The organism is Algivirga pacifica, assembly GCF_039543525.1.
GTDB classification, from domain to species: Bacteria; Bacteroidota; Bacteroidia; order Cytophagales; family Flammeovirgaceae; genus Algivirga; species Algivirga pacifica.
The window spans coordinates 1-21252 of sequence record NZ_BAABJX010000012.1 but is presented as its reverse complement, the minus strand read 5'-3'; the positions used below and the strand labels follow the sequence as shown (position 1 = coordinate 21252).

Sequence of the window (21252 nt, the reverse complement as noted above, 5' to 3'; positions counted from 1 at the left end):
AGTTGTAAAGGGATGAATTCTCAGAAAGCTAAGCCATTTGTTAATATGGGATGATTCATGTTTATTGTTTATAGAGTTCGGTCAAATTAATTAAGTTACTGCCCATACCCATAAGCTATGTGGTGGTACAAACATGTTCTTACTTGCAATCAGTAACGATATTAATACTTCAAAAACTATATGGAATACGGAAAAACAGCATTGGTGCTTGGAGCCACCGGTTTGGTGGGAGGGTTTTTAGTCAAAGAGTTAATAGCTAATCCAGCGTATACTAAAATAAAGATATTTACGAGGAGAAGTACAAACCTACAGCATCCTAAAATTGAGGAGGTCATAATGGATTTTGACCATATGGAAATGGTGAAGGAATCGGTTGAGGGAGATGTACTATTCTCTGCTTTTGGAACAACCCGAAATAAAGCGGGAAGTAAAGAAGCGCAATATAAAGTTGATTATACTTATCAGTACAACTTTGCTAGATTGGCGGCTCGTCAAGGTGTTGATCATTACGTACTGGTTTCTTCTTCAGGAGCTGACAGTAGTTCAAGCTTCTTTTATCTGAAAATGAGAGGGGAGCTAGAAGATGCTGTCAAGCAATTGCCGTTTGAGAAAGTATATATCCTGCAGCCTTCTGTGTTGATGGGAAACCGTGATGAGAACAGGTTGGGAGAAGAAATAGGAGCAAAAGTGTTTAACGCACTGTCCTTTATCCCCGCAATTGAGAAGAGAAGACCAATTCATGGTAAAGTTGTCGCAAAGGCTATGGTTAATATATTAAAGATGTATACCACTGATAAAGTATATGTGTCCACTTTAAATGACTTGTTTGACCTTGCTGAAGGTCCCAAGCAGTAGTTCAGATGCCCTACAAGGACATCTAAGCTAGGACATTAATCCCTAAGGAAATGTCAATCAAGAACTTCTAATTACCAGAAAATAATTATGCCAACTAAAGAAACTAACACCAGCGTCCAGCTTAACCTGGAAACCAAATTTATTTACTCCACCTCAGGAAGTCAATCTTCTATTGAAAAGCACAATAAAGCGTTGAGCGAACTAGGAGTAAATGTCGTTTATTTCACTCTTTATCAGGATGTTACACCTGAGGTGTATGCCGGAATTCTTAGAGGACCGATGGTTAGGGGAGCTGCCGTAACCGCTAAGGCAGGACTGAAGTCATCCATCATCCCTTATTTGGATGAGGTAGAGCCTTTAGCATCTAAAACGAAAACCGTTAATACAGTGATTAATAAAGAGGGGCGATTAGTCGGCTATAATACCGACAGTTATGGATTGAAAATAGCTTTAGAGCAGGGAATTCAAGAGGCAGATATTCCAATCAAGACCGCCGTGATTTATGGTAATGGAGGAGTTTCAGGAGCAGCTTTTCACGTATTGAGCGATATGGGTATTGAAGTGACTATTGTGGGAAGAAATCCTGAAAAAGTAGCAGCCAAAAGAAAAGCGTTAGGAATAGACCATATTCCTCATTTTGAAGGGCCTTATGATTTGGTGGTGGATGCTACTCCGGTATCTTCTGATCCCGACTTTTTGAAAGCGGAAGGGTTGAAAGAACTATTGCAAGGAAGTAAAATGGTGTTTTGCCATAATATGCCAGAGAAAGATGGAAAGACAAATTACCTGCAAGCTTATTGTGAGGCAGAAGGGAAGTTTTTCATACCGGGAAATGCGATGTATAAAGGACAATTGATTAAGCAATACCAATTGTTTTTGCAGCAGGAACAAAAGGCAAATGGGGGAGAGGTAAGCGAAGAAGATATTATCAAACATTGGAACCTGTAGGGGCGATCCCATGTGGTCGCCCTTAGGTGTAGAGATACGAATTAGTGTATCCTGCTCAGTATAAAGGTAGAAACTGGTCGTAGAGTCGACCACGTCATGTAATGATACGACCTGCAGCGGGTTTGCACTCTGCTCGTAGTGTCCTAGAAACTGGTCGTAGCGTCCTCCCTACGACCTTAACATAAATTGAGCGTCCTCGCTCAATGTCTTGAAAGGGATAAGGACGACAATCACCTTAATTTATTTTCTAAATCTGCAGTATTCAATCGGTGAATTTCTGATATTTGTAATGCAATATCATTAAACAATTCAGCTCGGTTCACACACTATATAATGGTCACCGAAGGTGAAATTCAACACTTCAACCAACAGCGTAAGCTACATTAACAACGATGAGGATTTTTTTAGACCAAAGAAGCTATTCCTTTGAGCAGGTAAAAAAAGGTGAATTTGAAATTGAATCTCTCTCCAAATATGGAAAACAGACATTACAATTTTGTCACCAATGGCTCAATGATCAGCCAACCTTTACCATTCATACCTCAGGCTCTACAGGAACTCCCAAGCCGATACAGTTACAGCGAGTACAAATGCAAAAAAGTGCTCAAATGACCGCTCATTTTTTAGGACTCCAGGAAGGAATGACCGCTTTATGTAATCTGAATACGGCGTATATCGCAGGGATCATGATGCTGGTAAGGGCGATGGAAGTAGGGATGGAAATTACAGTACAGCCTCCTTCTTCCAATCCATTTGCTGACATGCCGATACCTCAGTCTTTTGACTTTATTGCTTTGGTACCTTTGCAGGTAGAGGAAATCTTAAAAGGTGAGGATTCTCGTTCGTATCTTTGTGATAGCCGGAATATTATTATAGGAGGGGCTCCGGTTTCGTATAGCCTATCCTTATTGATCCAACAGCATTGTCAGCAAAACAAGGTATATGCGACGTATGGGATGACGGAAACGGTGTCACATATTGCCCTGAAAAAACTCAATACGACCGAGGAAACGCTTTTCAACACTTTACCAGGGGTGGAAATCGGTATAGACCAAAGAGGTTGCCTATGGATCAAAACCCCCACCTCTTCTGAACCGCTACTACAAACCAATGATTTAGTACAGCTCCATGGAGAAAGTTCCTTTGAGTGGCTAGGCAGGGCAGATAATGTGATTAACACTGGAGGAGTGAAAGTACAAGCCGAGAAAGTAGAGCAAGTGATCGCTCAAAAAATGCAAGAACTAGGGGAAGAAAGGCCTTCTTGTGTGATTGGGGTTCCCGATGAAAAATATGGGGAAAAAATCGTTTTATTTATCGAAGGAGAGGACCTTAGTAAGGTCCAATTAACCGTGTTGAAAGAGCAAATACAGGCCGGCTTAGGGAAGTATGAACAACCTAAGGAAATCCGTGTTGTAAAAGACTTTCCTCGGACGCCTACTCAAAAGATAAATCGGCATGAATTGAAAGAGCAATATCGTAAAGGGCTTTGTTAACCTTTTCAAAAAGTATACTATATTGCCATAGTAATTTTTAACTACTTGATTTTTTCAGCATGTATTGCTATAAACCAATTGTTTCTTGTGTAGTCTTCATTTTGTCTTTATTTTTTTCTATAGACTTGACTGCACAGAACACCTCAAACGCTGCTATTTTAGATTTACGTAATACAGAGGGAGATGAACCTGTCAATCTTGATGGTGACTGGGAGTTTTATTGGGGACAGTTACTCTACGAGGAAGATCTTTCCAAAAAAGAATTGCAAAGACAATTGGTAGCCATTCCTAGTCCTTGGAATGGTTTAACTGATCATCATCAAAAACCACTTCCTTCTTTTGGTGTGGCTACATATCACTTGAATGTTCTTTTGCCTGCTGACAGAAGAGAACAATTAGCTTTAAAACTTAGGACAGCAGGTACGGCTTATCGATTTTATGTTAATGGTGATGAAGTAGCATCTAATGGAAGAGTGAGTAAAAATGCAGAGGAAGCTGTTCCTGAGTATAGGGCGCAGACAGTGACATTTCCGGTTACTTCCGATACCTTATCGTTATTGGTGCATGTTTCAAATTATCATCATAGGAAAGGGGGGCTTTGGCAGACAATTCAATTAGGAACAGAAGCGGCTATTCAGAGAGAAAGAGAATTAGCGACCTGGAGGGATATTTTTTTACTAGGGAGTATTTTTATAGTTGGGTTGTATCATTTGATACTGTTTTACTATCGACGAAAAGTATTAGCGAATCTAGTATTTAGTATTACTGCTTTTGCACTTTGTGTACGGGTACTGACAATAGGAGAATATTTACTTCCTTCTTTTATCTCTGGGTTACCTTGGGATTGGTTACTAAAACTCCAGTATTTGGCTTTTGAAGTTCCATTGATCACTGTACCATTGTTTATCCGTGTTCTTTATAAAGAATTCACATGGAAGTACTTTCAGGTAGGAGTCAATGTAGTCGTAGGGGGATTGATTGTATTCACACTTTTTGCTTCTACTTATGCAGTTTCTCACGTGATGATGGGAATTACTTTTTTGTTGCCTATTATCTGTGCCTATTGTATAGGGACATTGCTTTATGCAGCATTAAATCGTCAGAAGGCAGCATTGGTGTTTTTACTGGGGGCTTTAACATTGGTAGTCACCTCTGTTAATGATTTATTGCTGAATGAAAATCTGATCCAGTCAGTTAATTTATTCTCTGTAGGGTTCTTTATTTTTATTTTTTCTCAAGCTTTTGTTTTAGCTAGAAACTTCTCGATTGCTTTCATACAAAATGAAGAATTAAATAACGAATTGGACGAGATTAACCAAAACCTTGAGAAAACAGTCATGGAACGTACAGTTTCCTTACAGGAGGCTGTAGAAGAGTTAAATTCGCAGAACGTACGAATTGCTGATCAAAACGAAGAGTTAATTCAACAAGGTGAGCAATTAAAGAAAGTGAACGATGAAATGACTTCCAGTATACATTATGCGAAACAAATTCAAAAAGCATTGCTCCCTTCACAACAGCTATTGAAGAAACACTTTGGAGAAGAAGGGTTCTTTGTCTTTTACCAACCTAGAAATATTGTTTCAGGTGATTTTTATTTTGTGGAAGAGGTTGATGATAAGTTAATTATTGTGGCTTCAGATTGTACTGGACATGGAGTTCCGGGAGCTTTTATGAGCTTTATTGGTATTCAATCGCTAACAGAAATTATTCTGAAAGATAATATTACTTCACCAGAGTTGATTCTTGAAGAGTTGCATGAGCATGTTTATAATTCCTTAAGACAATCTACTTCAGGGAATCAAGATGGAATGGAAATCGCTATTGTTTGTATTGATTATAAAAAAAGAGAGTTACAATATGCGGGTGCCAAAAATCCCATTTTCTTATTGAGAGAAGGACAAGCAGAGCTTATCAAGGGAGATAAAACGCCAATAGGAGGTGACATATATAAGAAACGAGTGGCCTATACATTACATACTATCCCATTAGGTGATGAACAAATTACTTTCTACTTGTATACAGATGGTTACCCAGATCAGTTTGGAGGAAAAAACAACAAAAAATTCATGGCTAAGAATTTCCGTCGCTTCTTAACATTGATGCATAAGGATACTATGAAAGAGCAAAAGAGAATTTTGGGTGATAATTTGAAAAGCTGGATGAGTCACGGGAATGAGAAACAAACGGATGATATTTTAGTAATAGGCTTTAAGTTATAACTCAATTAAACTTTAATTTTTTGAATTAATGCTGCTACAAAAAACCAAAACTACTCTTGTCATGTGGATAATGAGGCGAAAAGCTTATCATTTTGCCTTGAAAAATATTATCCCCTTTATACGCTTTTCAACTTACTATACTTCTTTTAAGGGATGGAAATACTTAGAAGGGTATGAGTTATTAAAACCAGGGGATTTTATTTTGACGATAGATAAGAAAAAGCTAACAACATTGTTAATCCCAGGTGAATTTAGTCACGCTGCTTTTTGTCGATCAAAAGGGGAGAAGGGAGATTGGGAAGTTTCTGAAATGACGCACAAAGATTTTACGAAGTCTTACTTCTTTGATATATGTAAAGAGTCAGACAGAGTTGTGATTTGTAGATGTCCACAATGGACGGGAGACTACCTTCAGGAAATGATCAATAGAGATAGAGATTTCTCTACACAGCCTTATGATAATATGTTTGATATGAAATCAGATGCTCTGAGCTGCTCTGAACATATTTATAAACTAGATCCCGAAAATAGATTGGGAGTTAGCACGGAAGATGTCATAGGGATCGGTAGTGAATATGTTTCCCCAACAGGCCTTTGGAATGCTCAAAATAAAATAGTGGTTTGGGATTCTGATAAAAGCAAAGCACCGCTTTACAGTTTACAGGTAAATGAGGAAAATCTAAATGTATAGGATTTCTTAAAATTTAATAATCTATTGTTAAGGACTATTTTTACTTGTTAAAAATCACTCTCATTCAGTTAAAAACGATTCTATTTTTGGTGAAAAAATAAAATAGTGTGGTATCCTTGTTTCAGACAAAAAGATAACATAATACCCTTTACTATTTTATTTTAAAATGAAAAATAACCTACACTATTACTTACTGTTATTGGTGTTTACCGCTTGTGCTACACCTTACAAAGTAATTCAGAAAGATGATGTTTTACTAGATAAACAGCTCAATCAGGGAGAAGTAGTTTTTAATTATGCCTCAGAAGAACAATACCTTACGAAAACCAAACGGTATAGACGAAAAACTGCTCGACGAGACTGGTATTTTGTTCCTGTAGAAGTGAAAAATAATTCTGGAAAGCCCATTGTGTTAACCAGAGATCGATTGCAGCTTTTTGAAGCAGGTAGCCAATGTACGATAGTTGACTCAGGTCAAATAGAGAAAAAGCTTAGACAGCATCCATTTCGCTATCTGGCGTATATGTTGCCCGCCATTATAGTTGCATCTAGTGAATTTCCTCCTGTGAGAGGTGTAAATGTTGGAGACAGAGTTTATGTCGGTACGACCCCAAGCAGAGCATTATTGTTCGGGGGGATTACTGCCTTGAATTTTACGGTAGCCTATAAAAGCAATCAAAAACTGAAAACCTTTATGGAGGAAGAATTATGGGGGAAAGAAGTGCCTGCAGGAGGTGCTTTACAAGGATGGATCTGTTTGCAAAGGAAAGAAGGGCAAGAGTCTTTACAAGAGCTTTATTTTGATTGGAAGCATTAGAGCTTGTTTGGAATACTGATTTAGATAGAGAAAATTTCTATAATCTGTTCAAATTGATTCAAATTTGAGAAGAATAGTGGTTCTATTTGTTGAAAATTTGAGTCGATTTGAACAGTGATTAGAGGAATTTTCTATCTGAAGACGTATTCCAAACAAGCTCTTAGGATTTTCTTGAGTGAGTCCACTTAAGATATGCCTTGGTTGTTGCGAAGACGCAGCAACCAAGGCTAAATTAAGTATTTTACTCTTTCACAAAAGTTGCTTTAGGGCCATCCACTTCAACTTTGTCATAAATGATGAGGGTATCATTTTGAATGATATGATAATAACCCTTTTCGCCTATAAAAAGACTATCGTCTTGTACTTCAAAAGTATAAGTTCCCTCTGATTGTAAGGGGAAGAATGACATCAAGGGATTAATTTCTACGGTTAGTATTCCATTTGAGGCAAAGGTCCATGTAGCAGTATTATCCCCTTTTTCCCATTGAAGGGATTCAGCAAAGCCTTGCTCGTATTTAATCAACTCCCATTGGTTAATTAAATTGCCAGTAGAATAAACATCCACAATTTCTTCTTCAAAGAAATCACATCCAATAATACAGAATAAGAGTAGGAGTAGTGCATGAGATAATCGTTTCATCAATTTCTGATTAGTGTAAAAATATAGTAAGACTTGTTGGGATTAATTTTAAATTAAAAATTAATCATTAAAAATTAAAACGCCCTCAGTATATTAAACCCAAAGTAGATATCCCCAGCAGCCCACTCTCCCAAAGTCTCACTAATAAAGGCTTTGTCAACCATCGCACGAGAGTTGGTGAGATGTAGTTGGAATACGTGTCCGCCTGTTTCTATATCTACACCTACAGAAGCATTGTTAATCGGAGTGATGCCTAGTACGGTAGGAGTTTGTTCATTTCTAAATAGATAGATGTACTCCCCCGTTAGTGCCACCCGGTTACTGATCTTGTATCTTCCGGCAGTTCCCAAAGCGAAGAGGTCATTGGCTTCTTCCTTTTTTTCTACCAGGTTTTTATGAACGTGTATAGGGTTGATTTGTAGGCTTAATTTATCGTTGAACTTTCGTCCTATGATGATCATATTGGTAAAGGCAAGTCTGTTCTGGAAGCCAGGTTCACGGTCTTCTGGAAACTCCAAGGTATTGATGGCTATATTTGTATAAGCAGATAGCGTGATAGGGATATTGACTTTTCCAGTAGACTGTTTCAGTAGTTTGTATTTCAAGTACCCTTCATAGGTTTTTTGATAGGTACTGCGGGCAACACCGATCATCAGGGCATCGTTTAGACCGTATTCAAAATTGAAGCGAACCATGGAATTGTCTAGTCCCCAAAGGTCTCTCCAGCCACTATTGATCGTCCCAAAGCGATGGGAAATCCTAAAGTCCAAAGTTCCGGCATGGGTGTTTTCTACGGAGTGAAGGTTAATAACCCTTGTGGTCTTAAAGGTGGCGGTGGTATACTGTTTCGAGGTTTCCGTGGTTTGATTCATCAAGGCTTCCAGGTCTTGAGCATGCAATGCTGGAAGCAATAGGACACAAAGTAGTATAGAGAAAAAAGTCTTCATAAATAATTTCGTCATTGAAATGGCTTTTTTGTTTACGAATAACATACAATAGTTATTGCTTACCATTGGTTGTTTAAATAGTTTGCTCACTGCTCACTGCTCACTGCTCACTGCTCACTGCTCACTGCTCACTGCTCACTGCTCACTGCTCACTGCTCACTGCTCACTGCTCACTGCTCACTGCTCACTGCTCACTGCTCACTGCTCACTGCTATAGTTTTCCATCAAATGGTATAAAAGTCCCCTGAAGTTGTACGTCTACTACTTCGGCAATATTTTGAAAGACAAGCTTTGGGATGCTGATGGAATGTTCCTCCAAACGTATCTGGAAAGTACTTTGAGCAGTGAAGAGCTCTTCCTTTTTTTGTTGTAAGCTAACGTCAACAGTATATTCCTTTTCGACTCCATGCAGGTTGATGATCCCTTTAGCCGAAAAGTTGGTAGTGTCTTTTTCGTTGAGTCGTGCTTCTGAAAATTGTAGGATCTTTCCCTTGAAAGTAGCAAAGGGGTATTGCTCACTTTCCATATAGTTTTCATTAAAATGCTCTTCCATTAATGCCTTCTTGAACTTAAATCCCCTTATTTCAATCTTAAAAAAAACTTCTCCAGTTTTCATATTAAGTAAAGCATTGACTTTGGAATTTTGGGCTTCGATATTTTCCAGAGGTGCTTCAGAAAAGAAAGAAACACTCCCTTTTTTGAATTGATAGATCTTCTGGGAATATCCTGTTTGCAAAGTGGCTATAAAGCATAGTAGCGTAAATAGTATTCTGTAGTTCATTGTTTGGTTCTGATTTTAGTGAATGCTAACCTATATAATTAATTTTCGTTCATAATGTTTAATTGAGTTTCGCTCGTTCATGATGTTTAAGGGATGAATCTATAAATACTCTCAACTAAACATCATGAACGAGCGAAGCTCAATTAAACAACATGAACAATTTTTGTTAATTGTGTATATTGATTAAGCAATTAATTATCTCAATAAAATAGCGCTACAATTATGGGTTTATGGGATTCACTAAAGGATAAGAACTTAGGAGATACATTACGTGACCTGAAAGATAATTACGGTCAAGCCTGGCAGCAATTTCAGGAAGAGTTTTCAGAAAAAGAAAAAGCAATTAAGGAACAATACCTGAAGTTGGAAGAATCGGTTAAGGATTCTAATGCGCTTAAGGGAAAGCTACAGCAACTGAGCGAGGAGTATGAAGAAAAAGTAAAGAATTTTACCCAGAAAGAGCATATCACCAAGGAGGAGTTGGAACAAATGCTGACATTGGAGCGCAAGCAGCAGGGTAAAATAGTGGCTAAGCAGGAGAGTGCTTTGGAAAAAACGAACTCACTGATTGAAAAGTTACAAAAGCAATTGCAAGAGCAGGAAGAGACAATTAATGAGCAGGAGAAACAGTTAAGCAGCTTAAGACGATTAGCCATTTTCGGCTTTTTGATTGCGATGTCTACTGCAATAGCGTTGGTATCTACCGTTGTATAAAAAAAGAAGGATTGCTTAAAGCAATCCTTCTTTTTTTCTCATCTCAATTTCTTTCTCCAACTTATCGTACCATTCCTGACCGTACTTACGAATCAGAGGGCCTTTAGAAAACTGGTAGACAGGAACCTGTAAAGATTCTCCCAATACACAAGCATCACTACAGATCTCCCAACGGTCGTAGTTGAGTGCGTCATATTGGTCGTACTTGCTAATACGTATAGGATACAAGTGACAAGAGATTGGTTTTTGGTAATCAATCTTACCGTCCTTGTAAGCCTTTTCTATCGCACATTGTAAGTTGCCTTTCTCATCATATAGGGCATAGGCACACTCCTTATTATTAATGGTTGGTGTAGAAAAATCACCTTCAAAGTCCTTGATGTAATAGCCTTGCTTTTCAACTTCAGCAATTCCCTCTTCACTCATATAAGGCTTTACCTTTTCATAGATTTCTTCCATGATCGGAAGTTCTTCTTCCTCCAGTGGAGCACCCAAATCTCCTTCTACACAACAAGCACCCTTGCACTTCTCGTAGTTACAAACAAAAAACTGTTCTGCTAGGTCATCACTTAGGATGGCATTATCTACAATGATCATAACTTGGTATTATCCTTCAATATCTTCTTTTTCTACAAAACGCAAATATAGTCAGGATTGATCAGGAATTCTTCTAAATAATTAATAATTGTTCATGATGTTTAGTTGAGCTTCGCTCGTTCATAATGTTTAGTTGAACCCATCACATGGCGTCTTGAATCCAAGAATTGTAACACTTCATCACTTTGTGATGAGTTGATTGAATCAATCAACAAATCAACTCAACTAAACATTATGAACGCACGAAGTGCAATTAAACATCATGAACAAAAACTAGAGTTGGTTCAGAAGAAACTCACTGACGTCATGGGCTGTGAATGATTGACCATATGGTAAGTCTAACATCATTTTTGTTTCGTCTAGTCCCATACGCTCTTCCAGCCAGTTGCCTTTTTTATCGATCTCGAAATAAACCTTTATACTGTGGGCATCCATAATAAAGACCACTTCCAGCTCATCCATCTTACGGGCAAAAATACTATTGGAATTTGGAGCAAACTCTAGTTCCTGAGCAAAGTCCAAACGTCCTCCAAGACTTGGAGGAGCATATTCAAATTCGGCTTGTCTCAAGGAAAATCCCAAACTCTCAATACCTTCCATCACTGTAGCTTGTAGTGCATGTGGAGCAATAATGATTTCATCGTTATCCTCAGGATCTACTGCCTGTGCTACGTCTGCTTCTGTTCGTAACCAAGTGGTCGAATTGCCAAAGGAAACAGGGGTGTCGTTGGGAATGGGAATGCTGAAATCAACCGTAAGCTCTTCTTTAGGCTCAACAATAGTTCCATCAACAATACGGTAATTTTCAAGAGTGATTACATGCTCTTCTCCATCTTCCGTATGAAACTGACTCATCAGTAAGATGTTGATTCCTCTCAGTTCTTGAGAAGCATTTCCACCAGTGATTTCAATACGGCCAGTGATTTCTTCTCCTGCCTCTACCTCTTGGAAATCCAGAATAGTATCAATTTTCATGTTGCCGATCCCTATACCGGCCAATGTTTTCTTTAGAAATGACATATTTAATTGGTTAATCGTATTGGCTATAAATAAACTTTATCAACCTCGAAAAACGAAGGCGATGACAAAAAGTTACGGATTTTGAAGGGTTTTAGAATAAAAAAACAAAAACAATTGAATAGGAGATTATAAAAGTAATCAGGGCATGAACTTTTCTAAAATGGTTCCCCTATAACAGAGGATAAATGTTAAATAAAGTTAAGTGGATAAGGGTCGTGGGGTACTTATACATCTAGGATGTGAATGATCACCATCTGTTGTGATGTACATAAGTAATTACTTAAACGAAAAAGAAACCATGAAGAAACTATTAGGCATTATCGGAATTAGCACACTATTGATGGGATGTGAGAGTATCATAGGAATTCAGGGGGAAGGAGAGGCTATTATGAAGGAAATTGTGGTAGATGCTCCAATTACAGCCATTGACCTGGAGACCTCTGCGAATGTTTATTTGACGCAGGTAGAGAATGAACAATCAATTGAAGTTCACGGGCAAGAAAACATCATTGATTTATTAAGAACAAATGTGGAAGATGGAGAGTGGGAGATTGATTTTAAGCAGTCCGTAGCAAAACGGGAGCCTTTGGAAATCTATATTTCCGTGAAAGACCTAAGTAAGGTGGAGATCGATGGGAGTGGAAACATAGAATTGCTGACCACATTTCAATCAGAGAAGAGTTTTGATTTAGAAATTGAAGGCTCAGGAAACTTTGAGGGGGATATCAATACCGAAAAGCTGATGGTGGCTATCGATGGCTCAGGAGAGGTAGTCCTATCAGGTAGTGCAAAAGAGGTAGACTATGAGATTGAAGGCTCAGGAAATATACATGCCGAGACACTACTTGGACAGCAGGCAACCATAGACATCTCGGGTTCAGGAGATGTTTACACACAGATAGAATCGAATATGGTAGTGGATATTTCAGGCTCTGGAAATGTATACTATTTAGGAACACCAAAGGTGGAGGCTGAGATTTCTGGATCAGGAAAAGTGATGGCCTTGGATTAAAAGATAAGGGTGCCCATTAGGGGTACCCTTATCTTTTTCGTTTTTTTCTATTTCGCTTTTTCCTGATCAACGTATCATTTTTCTCCAACGATATACGATGGGTGAACTTATCACTAATAAGAAGGAAAGTATTATCGTCCACTACTTCTATTGTATAAAACTCTTTTCTTTTTAGTCTTCCAATCACCTCATTTCCTCTGTAGAGTCCTAACCACCCAAAATCCCAAGGTCTAATACTAAGGTTATGTTTTAAGAAAAATTCCTCTCCCGCTTGTTGGTTCTTGAATTGTACAAGATCCAGTTCTAGTAAATTGAATTCAAACAAATCAAATCCCAGGTAGGCAATTTCCTTTCCTGTGCGCAGTTCCCTTAGCAATAACCAGTGATCCATCTTTTCTAAAACAGTATACTGACGAGCAATTTGCTTGGACAAGTTGTCAATCTCTTTAGGAATTTCTAAACCATTTTGCTTAGCCTCAGCAATACTATGGTAAGGCAGGTTGTAGTCCAGGGGATCAGCTTCCACCAAAAAATTGCGTATAATATTATAGGTTTCTTTTTCTTTTTCAGTTAATGGGCGTTCCTCATCTCCATTGGCTATATGAAAGGAGAGGTAAGTTGTATGTGCATCAATAATGGGAGTAGTCGAGAATGCTATTAGTGGTGAGCTAAGCAAGAGACTTCCTGCCAGAATTAGGCTTTTAAAAGGTTTCATCAGTTAGGAGTATTTGGGTTGTCAACGGTACAAACGACAATAGCACTAGTCTTTTATTCGTATTATGAATTTACACATAAAGGTATGTAAGTAGTGTTATGGACTTTTAAGGAATGTAAACGCTTCTTAAGGAAAGGGGTGGTAAAAAAATATGATGATAAGGGGTTTTTATAGTAAAAAACTCTAGTTGTTGAGGTTCCTTATACGTGCTTTTATTATTACATTTGTCCCCTTTATAGCTTTGTGCTTTCAAGTGTAAATGCTTCTCCACATACTAGCATAGGAGAGTTTTTCAGATAGGCAAATTCGCTTTATACGACCAAAAAGAAATTGGATTAGATGAAACCAGATATCAGAGAACAGGCCAGTAAAAAAGTGTTGATCTTGGATGGTGCGATGGGTACCATGATTCAGCGTCACAAATTAACAGAAGAGGACTTTAGAGGAGATCGTTACCAGACACACCCTTGTGACCTGAAGGGAAATAATGACCTTCTTTCCATTACGCAACCTCAGATCATTAAAGATATTCATCGCCAGTATTTTGAGGCAGGGGCCGATATTGTGGAAACCAATACCTTCAGTGCGACGACCATTGCCATGGAGGACTATCAACTGGAGAGTGAGGTCTATGAGCTGAATTATGCTTCTGCAAAAATTGCGAAAGAGGTAGCGGATGAACTAACGCTAAAAGATCCTCAAAACCCAAAATACGTGGCGGGATCGATCGGGCCAACCAACCGTACGGCCTCTATTTCTCCAGATGTCAATGACCCTGGTTACAGAGCAGTAACCTTTGAACAATTGGTGCAAGCCTACTATTTGCAAGTACAAGGATTGGTAGAGGGAGGCGTAGACCTATTGTTGGTAGAAACGGTATTTGATACGTTGAATTGTAAGGCGGCTCTATTCGCCATTGAGCAATATTTTGAGGATCTGACCAATGGCATCATGGTCAACCGTGCACCTTTGGGAAGAGAGAAGGAGTTTCCTCATTTGAACACCACAGCCAAGAAAGTACCTGTGATGGTATCTGGTACGATTACCGATGCATCTGGTAGAACATTGTCCGGACAGGTGACGGAGGCATTCTGGAACTCTATTCGCCATGCCGATCTGTTCAGTGTAGGCTTGAACTGTGCCTTGGGTGCGGATTTGTTGCGCCCTTATATTCAGGAATTGTCAAGAGTAGCGGATGTTTGTGTGTCTGCACACCCTAATGCAGGATTGCCGAATGAGTTTGGACAATATGACCAAACCGCCAACCAAATGGCAGATATTGTAGAGTCATTCGATGGTTTGGTGAATATCATAGGAGGATGTTGTGGTACGACTCCGGAGCATATTAGAGAAATTGCCGCCAAGTTTGAGGGGAGAACACCAAGAGCTATCGAGAAAAAGGCGCCTTATATGCGTTTGAGTGGTTTGGAACCTGTGACGATCAAGCCTGATAGTATGTTTGTTAACGTGGGAGAAAGAACTAACGTAGCGGGTTCTATTAAGTTCAAGCGTCTGATCAAAGAAGGTAATTTCGATGAGGCATTGGAAGTGGCTCGCCATCAGGTAGAAGGAGGTGCGCAGGTGATTGACGTCAATATGGATGACGGTATGTTGGATGCCAAGGAGTGTATGGTTCGCTTCCTGAATCTGATTGCTGCAGAGCCAGATATTGCCCGTTTGCCAATAATGATTGACTCTTCCAAGTGGGAAGTGATTGAAGCGGGGTTGAAATGTGTACAGGGTAAGGCGGTAGTGAACTCTATATCCTTAAAGGAGGGAGAGGAAAACCTGAAAGAGCAAGCCCGAAAGATTATGAAGTACGGGGCTGCTGTAGTCGTTATGGCATTTGATGAAAACGGTCAGGCAGACTCTTATGAAAGAAGGATTGCGATTTGTAAGCGCTCTTATGATGTTCTGGTGAATGAAGTAGGCTTCCCTGCGGAAGATATTATCTTTGACCCGAACGTCCTGACGGTAGCTACGGGTATCGATGAGCATAATAACTATGGAGTAGACTTTATTGAAGCTACTCGTTGGATTAAAGAAAACTTGCCACATGCGAAAGTGAGTGGTGGTATTAGTAATATTTCCTTCTCTTTCCGTGGAAATAACGTGGTAAGGGAAGCCATGCACTCAGCGTTCCTATACCATGCGATTAAGGCTGGATTGGATATGGGTATCGTGAATGCCGGTATGATTGAAGTGTATGAGGAGATTCCGGCAGAATTGCTGGAAAGAGTAGAGGATGTTTTGCTGAATCGTAGAGATGATGCAACAGAGCGATTGGTAGATCTGGCAGAAACAGTAAAAGGCTCAGGTAAGAAAAAAGAAGTAGACTTGTCATGGAGAGAGGGAAGCGTACAGGAACGTCTTTCTCATGCCTTGGTAAAAGGTATCGTAGACTTTATTGATGAGGATGTAGAGGAGGCGAGACAGCAGGCAGATCGTCCGATTCATGTAATTGAAGGACCTTTGATGGACGGTATGAACATCGTAGGAGACTTGTTTGGAGAAGGGAAAATGTTCTTGCCGCAAGTTGTGAAGTCTGCCCGTGTAATGAAAAAGGCTGTAGCCTACCTGATTCCATTTATTGAAGAAGAAAAAGCTAAAGACCCTAGCCTGGCAGGGAAATCCAATGCCGGGAAAATCCTGATGGCAACCGTAAAAGGTGATGTACATGATATTGGTAAAAATATCGTAGGGGTAGTATTGGCTTGTAATAACTTCGAGATTATTGATCTTGGAGTAATGGTTCCTCTGGAAAAAATCATCAGTACAGCCATTGAGGAAGAAGTGGATGTGATCGGACTAAGTGGTTTGATTACGCCTTCCCTGGACGAGATGGTCTATGTTGCTGAGGAAATGGAGCGTAAGGGATTGAGTATTCCTTTATTGATTGGAGGAGCAACGACGTCCCGTATCCATACGGCGGTGAAGATTGATCCGGTATATAGTGGTCCTGTCGTACACGTATTGGATGCTTCCAAATCCGTACCGGTAGCTAGTGCGTTCACCTCAGATAATGAAGAAACAAGACTAGCCACCAAGCAGAAATACAAAGAGGAGTATGCTCGCCTAAGAGAAGATCATGAGCGTAGAAGAAGTGCTAAGCGTCTGTTGACCTTGGATCAGGCCAGAGCGAATAAGTTGGAGCTAGATTGGTCAGCGCATACGCCTACCAAGCCAACCTTCTTTGGAACAAAAGTATTTGAGAACTACAGTCTGGAAGAAATCGCACACTTCATTGACTGGACGCCTTTCTTCCAGTCTTGGGAACTGGCAGGACGCTATCCGGCAATTCTGAATGATAGTGTCGTGGGTTCTGAAGCAAGAAGGCTTTTTGATGATGCACAGCAGATGCTGCAAGATATTATCCAGAACAATAGATTCACAGCAAAAGCGGTGATTGGATTCTATCCGGCCAATTCAGTAAATCACGATGATATCGAGTTGTATAACTTCCATCAGGAAGAAGTAACGCTACCGGATAATGCGACACACAAGGAGTCTTTCCATAAGGCCAACCGTGAGGAGGTTATCGAAGTGTTGTGTAATCTGAGACAGCAAAATGTAAAAGCGAAAGGGAAGCCTAACTTCTGTCTGTCGGATTATATCGCTCCGAAGGAGAGTGGTGTAAATGACTATATCGGAGGGTTTGCAGTAACTATATTCGGTGCGGATGAACTAGCGAAGCAGTATGAAGAGAATCTGGACGATTATAATGCCATCATGGTGAAGGCACTGGCCGATCGTTTTGCAGAAGCCTTTGCAGAGCTAATGCACCAGCATGTCAGAAAACAGTATTGGGGATATGTAAAGGATGAAAGCCTAAGCAATGACTCCCTGATCCGTGAAGAATATAAAGGTATTCGTCCGGCACCAGGCTATCCGGCTTGTCCAGATCACCTGGAAAAAGAAAAGCTCTTTAAGTTGCTGAATGCACAAGGTGAGATAGGCATCAGCTTGACAGAAAGCTATGCCATGTACCCAGCGTCTTCTGTCAGTGGATGGTACTTCTCTCATCCACAGGCGAAGTACTTTGGTATCGGTAAGATCAATAAAGACCAGTTACAAGATTACGCCAACCGTAAGTCGATGGAAGAGAAGGTGATGTCACGTTGGTTGAGTCCTGTGTTGGGCTACTAAAAAGTGTATTATTTATCGCTTATCGTTTATAACTATTAAACGATAAGCGATAAACCATAAACATTAAAAATATCTCTCCTTCAAGTACTTTTATTTTAGAAATTCCTTCCTATATTGACCGCATCAAGAAGAGGAAATGCCTCTGATGAATTTTTGATTTTTAAGTAGTAAAAGAAGCAGCCAATGACAAGTAATAACAAGCTTAGGGTGACGAAAGACTACAGCAAGTTAAGCGATGAGTTACAGGAGCAAATCAAATTGGTTTACCCGGAAGGATTTAGTCAGTTTTTGATCCAATACACGGATAAGGACGGCAAGAGACAAAGTGCATTGCGTTTTGAAACGGATGATAAAATTTATTTAGTACGTATGACCACCGAGGAGGCGGAAGATATCATCTCCAATGATGAGGATTATGATGAGTATGGCTCTCTGAGGGATGATGTGAGAGATGAATATGAGGACAAATATTCTGACGTGGATTATTTGACGGACAATGAAAACTATGATGGGTAATCATCAAAGTATCTAATAGTTAAGATAAAAGAGGTATCATTCTTTGCAAGGACAAGGATGGTACCTATTTTTTTAATTCACGCTCAAAGCTGTTATTCCTATGATGGGAAAGAATTCCAAAAGAAAATTGATAACATCAACCTAAAAACTCCAATTAATTATGAACAACAATCGCCTGCACGTTCACATCAAGAAGTGGACCTATACCAAGAACTTTAAGTTTCCGGAGGAGGAACATATTCCTATCGAAAAAAAGAATGTAGGAATCGCCTTTTCAGGAGGGGGGAACCGTTCCGCTCCCTTGACAATAGGTTACTTGAGAGCATTACATCACTTTGATCTGATCAAATATGTAAAGTATCAATCGAGTGTGAGTGGAGGGGCATGGGCAGGTATTCCCTATACCTTTTTGGATCCGTCTATTGAGGATGAGCAGTTTTTGGGAGAGTTCAAAGCTCCTGAAAAATTATCTTTCAAGGATATTCAGGATGTAAAGGACTTCTCATTTACGTCAGCGGTGGCGGAGACGCGCATATTGGACGACTTTCTGAAAAATCTGGACAAGGGAGATGAGATCTTTGCGAAGGTTTTAAGCAACGTTTACCTCACACCCTTTTTACTGGGAGAAACCCGCAAGCTATTTACGCTGAATCAAGCTTCTCTTGAGACGATTCAGTCCAAAAATAGCGGCTTAATGTCCTATGATTTTTATACCGTAGCCAAGGATCGTCCTTACCTTATTGTCAATTCGGTACTTTCCAGGTCAAACCCTTTGAAGGTAAGGCGTTATCCATTTGAGATTACTCCTTTGTATTGCGGTATTCCTTCTTATCACAAAAATAAAGGTTCTTGGGGTAAATTTGATATTGGTGGTGGATATGTGGAGTCCTTTGGGTTTGATTCTGATGCTCCTCAAGACGCATCAGAAGACGGGCATGTACAGGTTCGGTTGAATAAGGATATTAATCGGTTTGGTTTGGGGGATGTGATGGCTGCCACGGGTTCTGCATTGGGGGAGTATACGGATCGCTTTTTTCCGCTCAATCCAGGGTTTCCGGAGTTTAAGCATTGGAGTCCTAAAAATCCGGAAAGAGCCAAGGAGTATGACTTTGTAGATGGAGGGTATTTAGATAATACGGGGGTTATTGCACTGTTGCGCAGGAAGGTAGAACGTATCATTGTTTTTGTAAATGGAAGTACGGGGTTAAATCCTATCGATAGTAAAAATGATGGGGTTTCTAATATGATTCGCCTGTTATTTAAGAAAGAGAACCATTTGAGTGCCAGGGATTTTTCGGGAAATATTGTCTTAAAAGAAGTGGGGGATACTAAACCAGAAGAAAGCTATGATAGGCTGGCGGAGGAATTAAGAAAGCTACATGCAGAAGGAAGGCCTGCTGTGTCGGTTCGAAAGTATAAGACGGTAGCCAATAAGTTATATGCTATAGAGGGAGGTTTTGAGGTGGAGATTATGTGGGTACACAATGGATTCTCTAACGCCTGGTTGAATACGATTCAGGACCCTGTCTTGAAAAGGTATATCTTGGAACAAAGAAAGGATCATAACTTTCCAGATTTCAGTACCTTTTTTACTAATGGAGCCAAGGTGATCGACCTGGATGTGGAGCAGTCTAACCTAATGGCACATTACGCTTCTCATGTGATCTATGTCCTGCAGGACACCTTCAAGCGATTTATATCGGGGGATGCTGTGTTGGAGGAGGATGCTGTTATCTCTTGAGGTTAAATTACGTTTGTACATACTACTACACGGCGTTATCGCTCGTAAGTTGTCGCATAATGAAAAAGGAAAGTTTAAAGTGGCTTATATCTATGAATACTATGAATAGATACTGAGGGGGTGGTGAAAAGGAAGTGTAGTATTGATATAGGGGGACAGAATCATCCACAAAATGGAAGAAATAGATATATTATAACTGTGAAATACTTTCTACAAAGGGTATGTAAATGATAAGTTCTTCACTTTACGACCTTCACGATAGATCTCTATGTAATTCTCATAAGGTCTTTTCACAATAGAATCACCAATATTAATGTTCTTTTCAAAGTAATATGATTCTGTGGCATAACATACAGGTAATGAACATTTCACTCCCAAAGAATCATATCTTATAAGATAACACCCTCCATTAATATGAGATATCTTTTTTACTATTCCAGTTTTAAATAAAGGCTCTTCTCTTTTTTTTATATCAGACGTGCAACCTTGAAGAAAGGTACTTATAAAAATACTTAAAAAAATATACCTCATAATAAAATTACTAGTGGACCAAAAGCTAAGTTTTCTGATCATATGGTGCGTATTTATTCCAAGAACATTTTCTTCTGCTCGTACCTTGAAGTGGTTGCTCCACTGAATTCTTAGAGAGCTAACGCTGGTCGTAGAATTAGCGAGGCACGAACGGTTCTACTACCGTTCCTAGCAGTGATGCTCCGGTCGTAGAACCGTTTCATAAAAGTGTCACTTCGTTTGCTTTTATTCCACTAAATCTACGACCAGCAGGGACTGTCTTACATATTTATAAGATAGCCTCTTCTATTGAAATTCTCTATTCGGATATACTGTCTGCGAACAGGGGCTGTCTTACAGTACGTATAAATGTACATCTTGTTAACTAAAGTTATTGAACACTATCTTCAGTGAGGGAATTTATAGGGACTCTTTTGTAGATAATTTGTCTTCTCCCTTTCTCATCCACTGTATCAATTTTTATATATTTAAAATGATCGGGTATATTCTCAAATGTTTTGAGTACCTTTTCTTTAGCAATTTCTACTCTATTTTGATTGCCTAGGTATAAAAAGAGAGCTATGGAACTGGCCAAATAAAGTATAACTAAAAAACCTCCAATATTACTTTTCTTTCCTTTGTACTTCTTTACGAAATTTTTACGAATAGAAATTCCAAAGTGGATATACAAGAAAATAATGCCAGCATAAATTAATAAATACTCTCCGAAATGAAGGTTGAAAACTCCATACTTTATCAGTAGAATATCTAAAGTGTTGATATTAGCCCATATTATAAAAAAAGTTGGAACAGTAGCTCCAAACTGTTTCAGACCCCGTATTCCTAGAGTTTTTTCAAAAATTTGATTTTCGAAAAAAGGCATACCT

18 protein-coding genes are annotated in these 21252 nt (G+C 39.3%); 11 read left to right on the top strand and 7 right to left on the bottom strand.

Annotated features, from left to right (window positions below; all coding sequences use genetic code 11):
- The first annotated feature begins 180 nt into the window (after positions 1 to 180).
- The 6 genes from ABD985_RS03250 (at position 181) to ABD985_RS03225 (ending at position 7026) form a co-directional block, all read left to right on the top strand.
- The gene (locus ABD985_RS03250; protein WP_345369154.1) at positions 181 to 855 is read left to right on the top strand and encodes an NAD(P)H-binding protein; all 675 of its coding nucleotides are present in this window, start codon (positions 181 to 183) and stop codon (positions 853 to 855) included.
- 87 nt (positions 856 to 942) lie between these two features.
- Entirely contained in the window at positions 943 to 1803 is an 861-nt protein-coding gene (locus ABD985_RS03245) for a shikimate dehydrogenase family protein (RefSeq protein ID WP_345369153.1), read from the top strand.
- Positions 1804 to 2195: 392 nt separating this feature from the next.
- Positions 2196 to 3296 (top strand): AMP-binding protein, encoded by a 1101-nt coding sequence (locus ABD985_RS03240; RefSeq protein ID WP_345369152.1) that lies wholly within the window; start codon positions 2196 to 2198, stop codon positions 3294 to 3296.
- Positions 3297 to 3421: 125 nt separating this feature from the next.
- Complete coding sequence (locus ABD985_RS03235; RefSeq protein WP_345369151.1) at positions 3422 to 5518, top strand: 7TM diverse intracellular signaling domain-containing protein; 2097 nt, start codon at positions 3422 to 3424, stop codon at positions 5516 to 5518.
- A gap of 61 nt (positions 5519 to 5579) precedes the next feature.
- Entirely contained in the window at positions 5580 to 6209 is a 630-nt protein-coding gene (locus ABD985_RS03230) for a YiiX/YebB-like N1pC/P60 family cysteine hydrolase (protein WP_345369150.1), read from the top strand.
- A gap of 166 nt (positions 6210 to 6375) precedes the next feature.
- Positions 6376 to 7026 carry a hypothetical protein gene (locus ABD985_RS03225; protein WP_345369149.1) on the top strand — a complete coding sequence of 217 codons (651 nt, stop codon included), beginning with the start codon at positions 6376 to 6378 and terminating at the stop codon, positions 7024 to 7026.
- A 241-nt stretch (positions 7027 to 7267) separates the two neighbouring features.
- On the opposite strand, the gene ABD985_RS03220 is transcribed toward ABD985_RS03225, so the two are convergent.
- From ABD985_RS03220 to ABD985_RS03210, 3 genes are all read right to left on the bottom strand, one after another.
- Complete coding sequence (locus ABD985_RS03220) at positions 7268 to 7666, bottom strand: hypothetical protein (RefSeq protein WP_345369148.1); 399 nt, start codon at positions 7664 to 7666, stop codon at positions 7268 to 7270.
- Positions 7667 to 7740: 74 nt separating this feature from the next.
- Positions 7741 to 8613, bottom strand: coding sequence for a DUF5777 family beta-barrel protein (locus ABD985_RS03215; protein WP_345369147.1), 873 nt, complete (start codon positions 8611 to 8613; stop codon positions 7741 to 7743).
- A 211-nt stretch (positions 8614 to 8824) separates the two neighbouring features.
- Positions 8825 to 9394: a YceI family protein gene (locus tag ABD985_RS03210; RefSeq protein WP_345369146.1), complete on the bottom strand. Its 570-nt coding sequence runs from the start codon at positions 9392 to 9394 to the stop codon at positions 8825 to 8827.
- 222 nt (positions 9395 to 9616) lie between these two features.
- Between ABD985_RS03210 and ABD985_RS03205 the strand changes: the two genes are divergently transcribed.
- Positions 9617 to 10108: a hypothetical protein gene (locus ABD985_RS03205; protein ID WP_345369145.1), complete on the top strand. Its 492-nt coding sequence runs from the start codon at positions 9617 to 9619 to the stop codon at positions 10106 to 10108.
- Positions 10109 to 10123: 15 nt separating this feature from the next.
- Here ABD985_RS03205 and ABD985_RS03200 read toward each other — a convergent pair whose 3' ends face one another.
- A complete protein-coding gene (locus ABD985_RS03200) occupies positions 10124 to 10705 on the bottom strand; it encodes a DUF3109 family protein (protein WP_345369143.1) in 582 nt (193 codons plus the stop codon).
- A 273-nt stretch (positions 10706 to 10978) separates the two neighbouring features.
- Complete coding sequence (locus tag ABD985_RS03195; RefSeq protein WP_345369141.1) at positions 10979 to 11725, bottom strand: sporulation protein; 747 nt, start codon at positions 11723 to 11725, stop codon at positions 10979 to 10981.
- A 298-nt stretch (positions 11726 to 12023) separates the two neighbouring features.
- Here ABD985_RS03195 and ABD985_RS03190 point away from each other — a divergent pair, with 298 nt between their 5' ends.
- Positions 12024 to 12737, top strand: coding sequence for a GIN domain-containing protein (locus ABD985_RS03190; RefSeq protein WP_345369139.1), 714 nt, complete (start codon positions 12024 to 12026; stop codon positions 12735 to 12737).
- Between the two features lie 28 nt (positions 12738 to 12765).
- Here ABD985_RS03190 and ABD985_RS03185 read toward each other — a convergent pair whose 3' ends face one another.
- The gene (locus ABD985_RS03185) at positions 12766 to 13452 is read right to left on the bottom strand and encodes a hypothetical protein (RefSeq protein WP_345369137.1); all 687 of its coding nucleotides are present in this window, start codon (positions 13450 to 13452) and stop codon (positions 12766 to 12768) included.
- 339 nt (positions 13453 to 13791) lie between these two features.
- On the opposite strand from ABD985_RS03185, the gene metH reads away from it, so the two are divergent.
- From metH to ABD985_RS03170, 3 genes are all read left to right on the top strand, one after another.
- A complete protein-coding gene (metH, locus tag ABD985_RS03180; RefSeq protein WP_345369135.1) occupies positions 13792 to 17598 on the top strand; it encodes a methionine synthase in 3807 nt (1268 codons plus the stop codon).
- Positions 17599 to 17781: 183 nt separating this feature from the next.
- A complete protein-coding gene (locus ABD985_RS03175; RefSeq protein ID WP_345369134.1) occupies positions 17782 to 18114 on the top strand; it encodes a hypothetical protein in 333 nt (110 codons plus the stop codon).
- 160 nt (positions 18115 to 18274) lie between these two features.
- Positions 18275 to 19855, top strand: a complete 1581-nt coding sequence (locus ABD985_RS03170; RefSeq protein ID WP_345369132.1) for a patatin-like phospholipase family protein — start codon at positions 18275 to 18277, stop codon at positions 19853 to 19855.
- A gap of 901 nt (positions 19856 to 20756) precedes the next feature.
- On the opposite strand, the gene ABD985_RS03165 is transcribed toward ABD985_RS03170, so the two are convergent.
- Positions 20757 to 21252, bottom strand: a 496-nt coding sequence (locus tag ABD985_RS03165) for a hypothetical protein (RefSeq protein ID WP_345369130.1), incomplete at its 5' end; no start/stop codon positions are given.

Coding starts and splice junctions, on each gene's coding strand:
- ABD985_RS03250 (WP_345369154.1), top strand. CDS start 181: ATGGAATACGGAAAAACAGCATTGGTGCTTGGAGCCACCGGTTTGGTG.
- ABD985_RS03245 (WP_345369153.1), top strand. CDS start 943: ATGCCAACTAAAGAAACTAACACCAGCGTCCAGCTTAACCTGGAAACC.
- ABD985_RS03240 (WP_345369152.1), top strand. CDS start 2,196: ATGAGGATTTTTTTAGACCAAAGAAGCTATTCCTTTGAGCAGGTAAAA.
- ABD985_RS03230 (WP_345369150.1), top strand. CDS start 5,580: ATGTGGATAATGAGGCGAAAAGCTTATCATTTTGCCTTGAAAAATATT.
- ABD985_RS03225 (WP_345369149.1), top strand. CDS start 6,376: ATGAAAAATAACCTACACTATTACTTACTGTTATTGGTGTTTACCGCT.
- ABD985_RS03220 (WP_345369148.1), bottom strand. CDS start 7,666: ATGAAACGATTATCTCATGCACTACTCCTACTCTTATTCTGTATTATT.
- ABD985_RS03215 (WP_345369147.1), bottom strand. CDS start 8,613: ATGAAGACTTTTTTCTCTATACTACTTTGTGTCCTATTGCTTCCAGCA.
- ABD985_RS03210 (WP_345369146.1), bottom strand. CDS start 9,394: ATGAACTACAGAATACTATTTACGCTACTATGCTTTATAGCCACTTTG.
- ABD985_RS03205 (WP_345369145.1), top strand. CDS start 9,617: ATGGGTTTATGGGATTCACTAAAGGATAAGAACTTAGGAGATACATTA.
- ABD985_RS03200 (WP_345369143.1), bottom strand. CDS start 10,705: ATGATCATTGTAGATAATGCCATCCTAAGTGATGACCTAGCAGAACAG.
- ABD985_RS03195 (WP_345369141.1), bottom strand. CDS start 11,725: ATGTCATTTCTAAAGAAAACATTGGCCGGTATAGGGATCGGCAACATG.
- ABD985_RS03190 (WP_345369139.1), top strand. CDS start 12,024: ATGAAGAAACTATTAGGCATTATCGGAATTAGCACACTATTGATGGGA.
- ABD985_RS03185 (WP_345369137.1), bottom strand. CDS start 13,452: ATGAAACCTTTTAAAAGCCTAATTCTGGCAGGAAGTCTCTTGCTTAGC.
- metH (WP_345369135.1), top strand. CDS start 13,792: ATGAAACCAGATATCAGAGAACAGGCCAGTAAAAAAGTGTTGATCTTG.
- ABD985_RS03175 (WP_345369134.1), top strand. CDS start 17,782: ATGACAAGTAATAACAAGCTTAGGGTGACGAAAGACTACAGCAAGTTA.
- ABD985_RS03170 (WP_345369132.1), top strand. CDS start 18,275: ATGAACAACAATCGCCTGCACGTTCACATCAAGAAGTGGACCTATACC.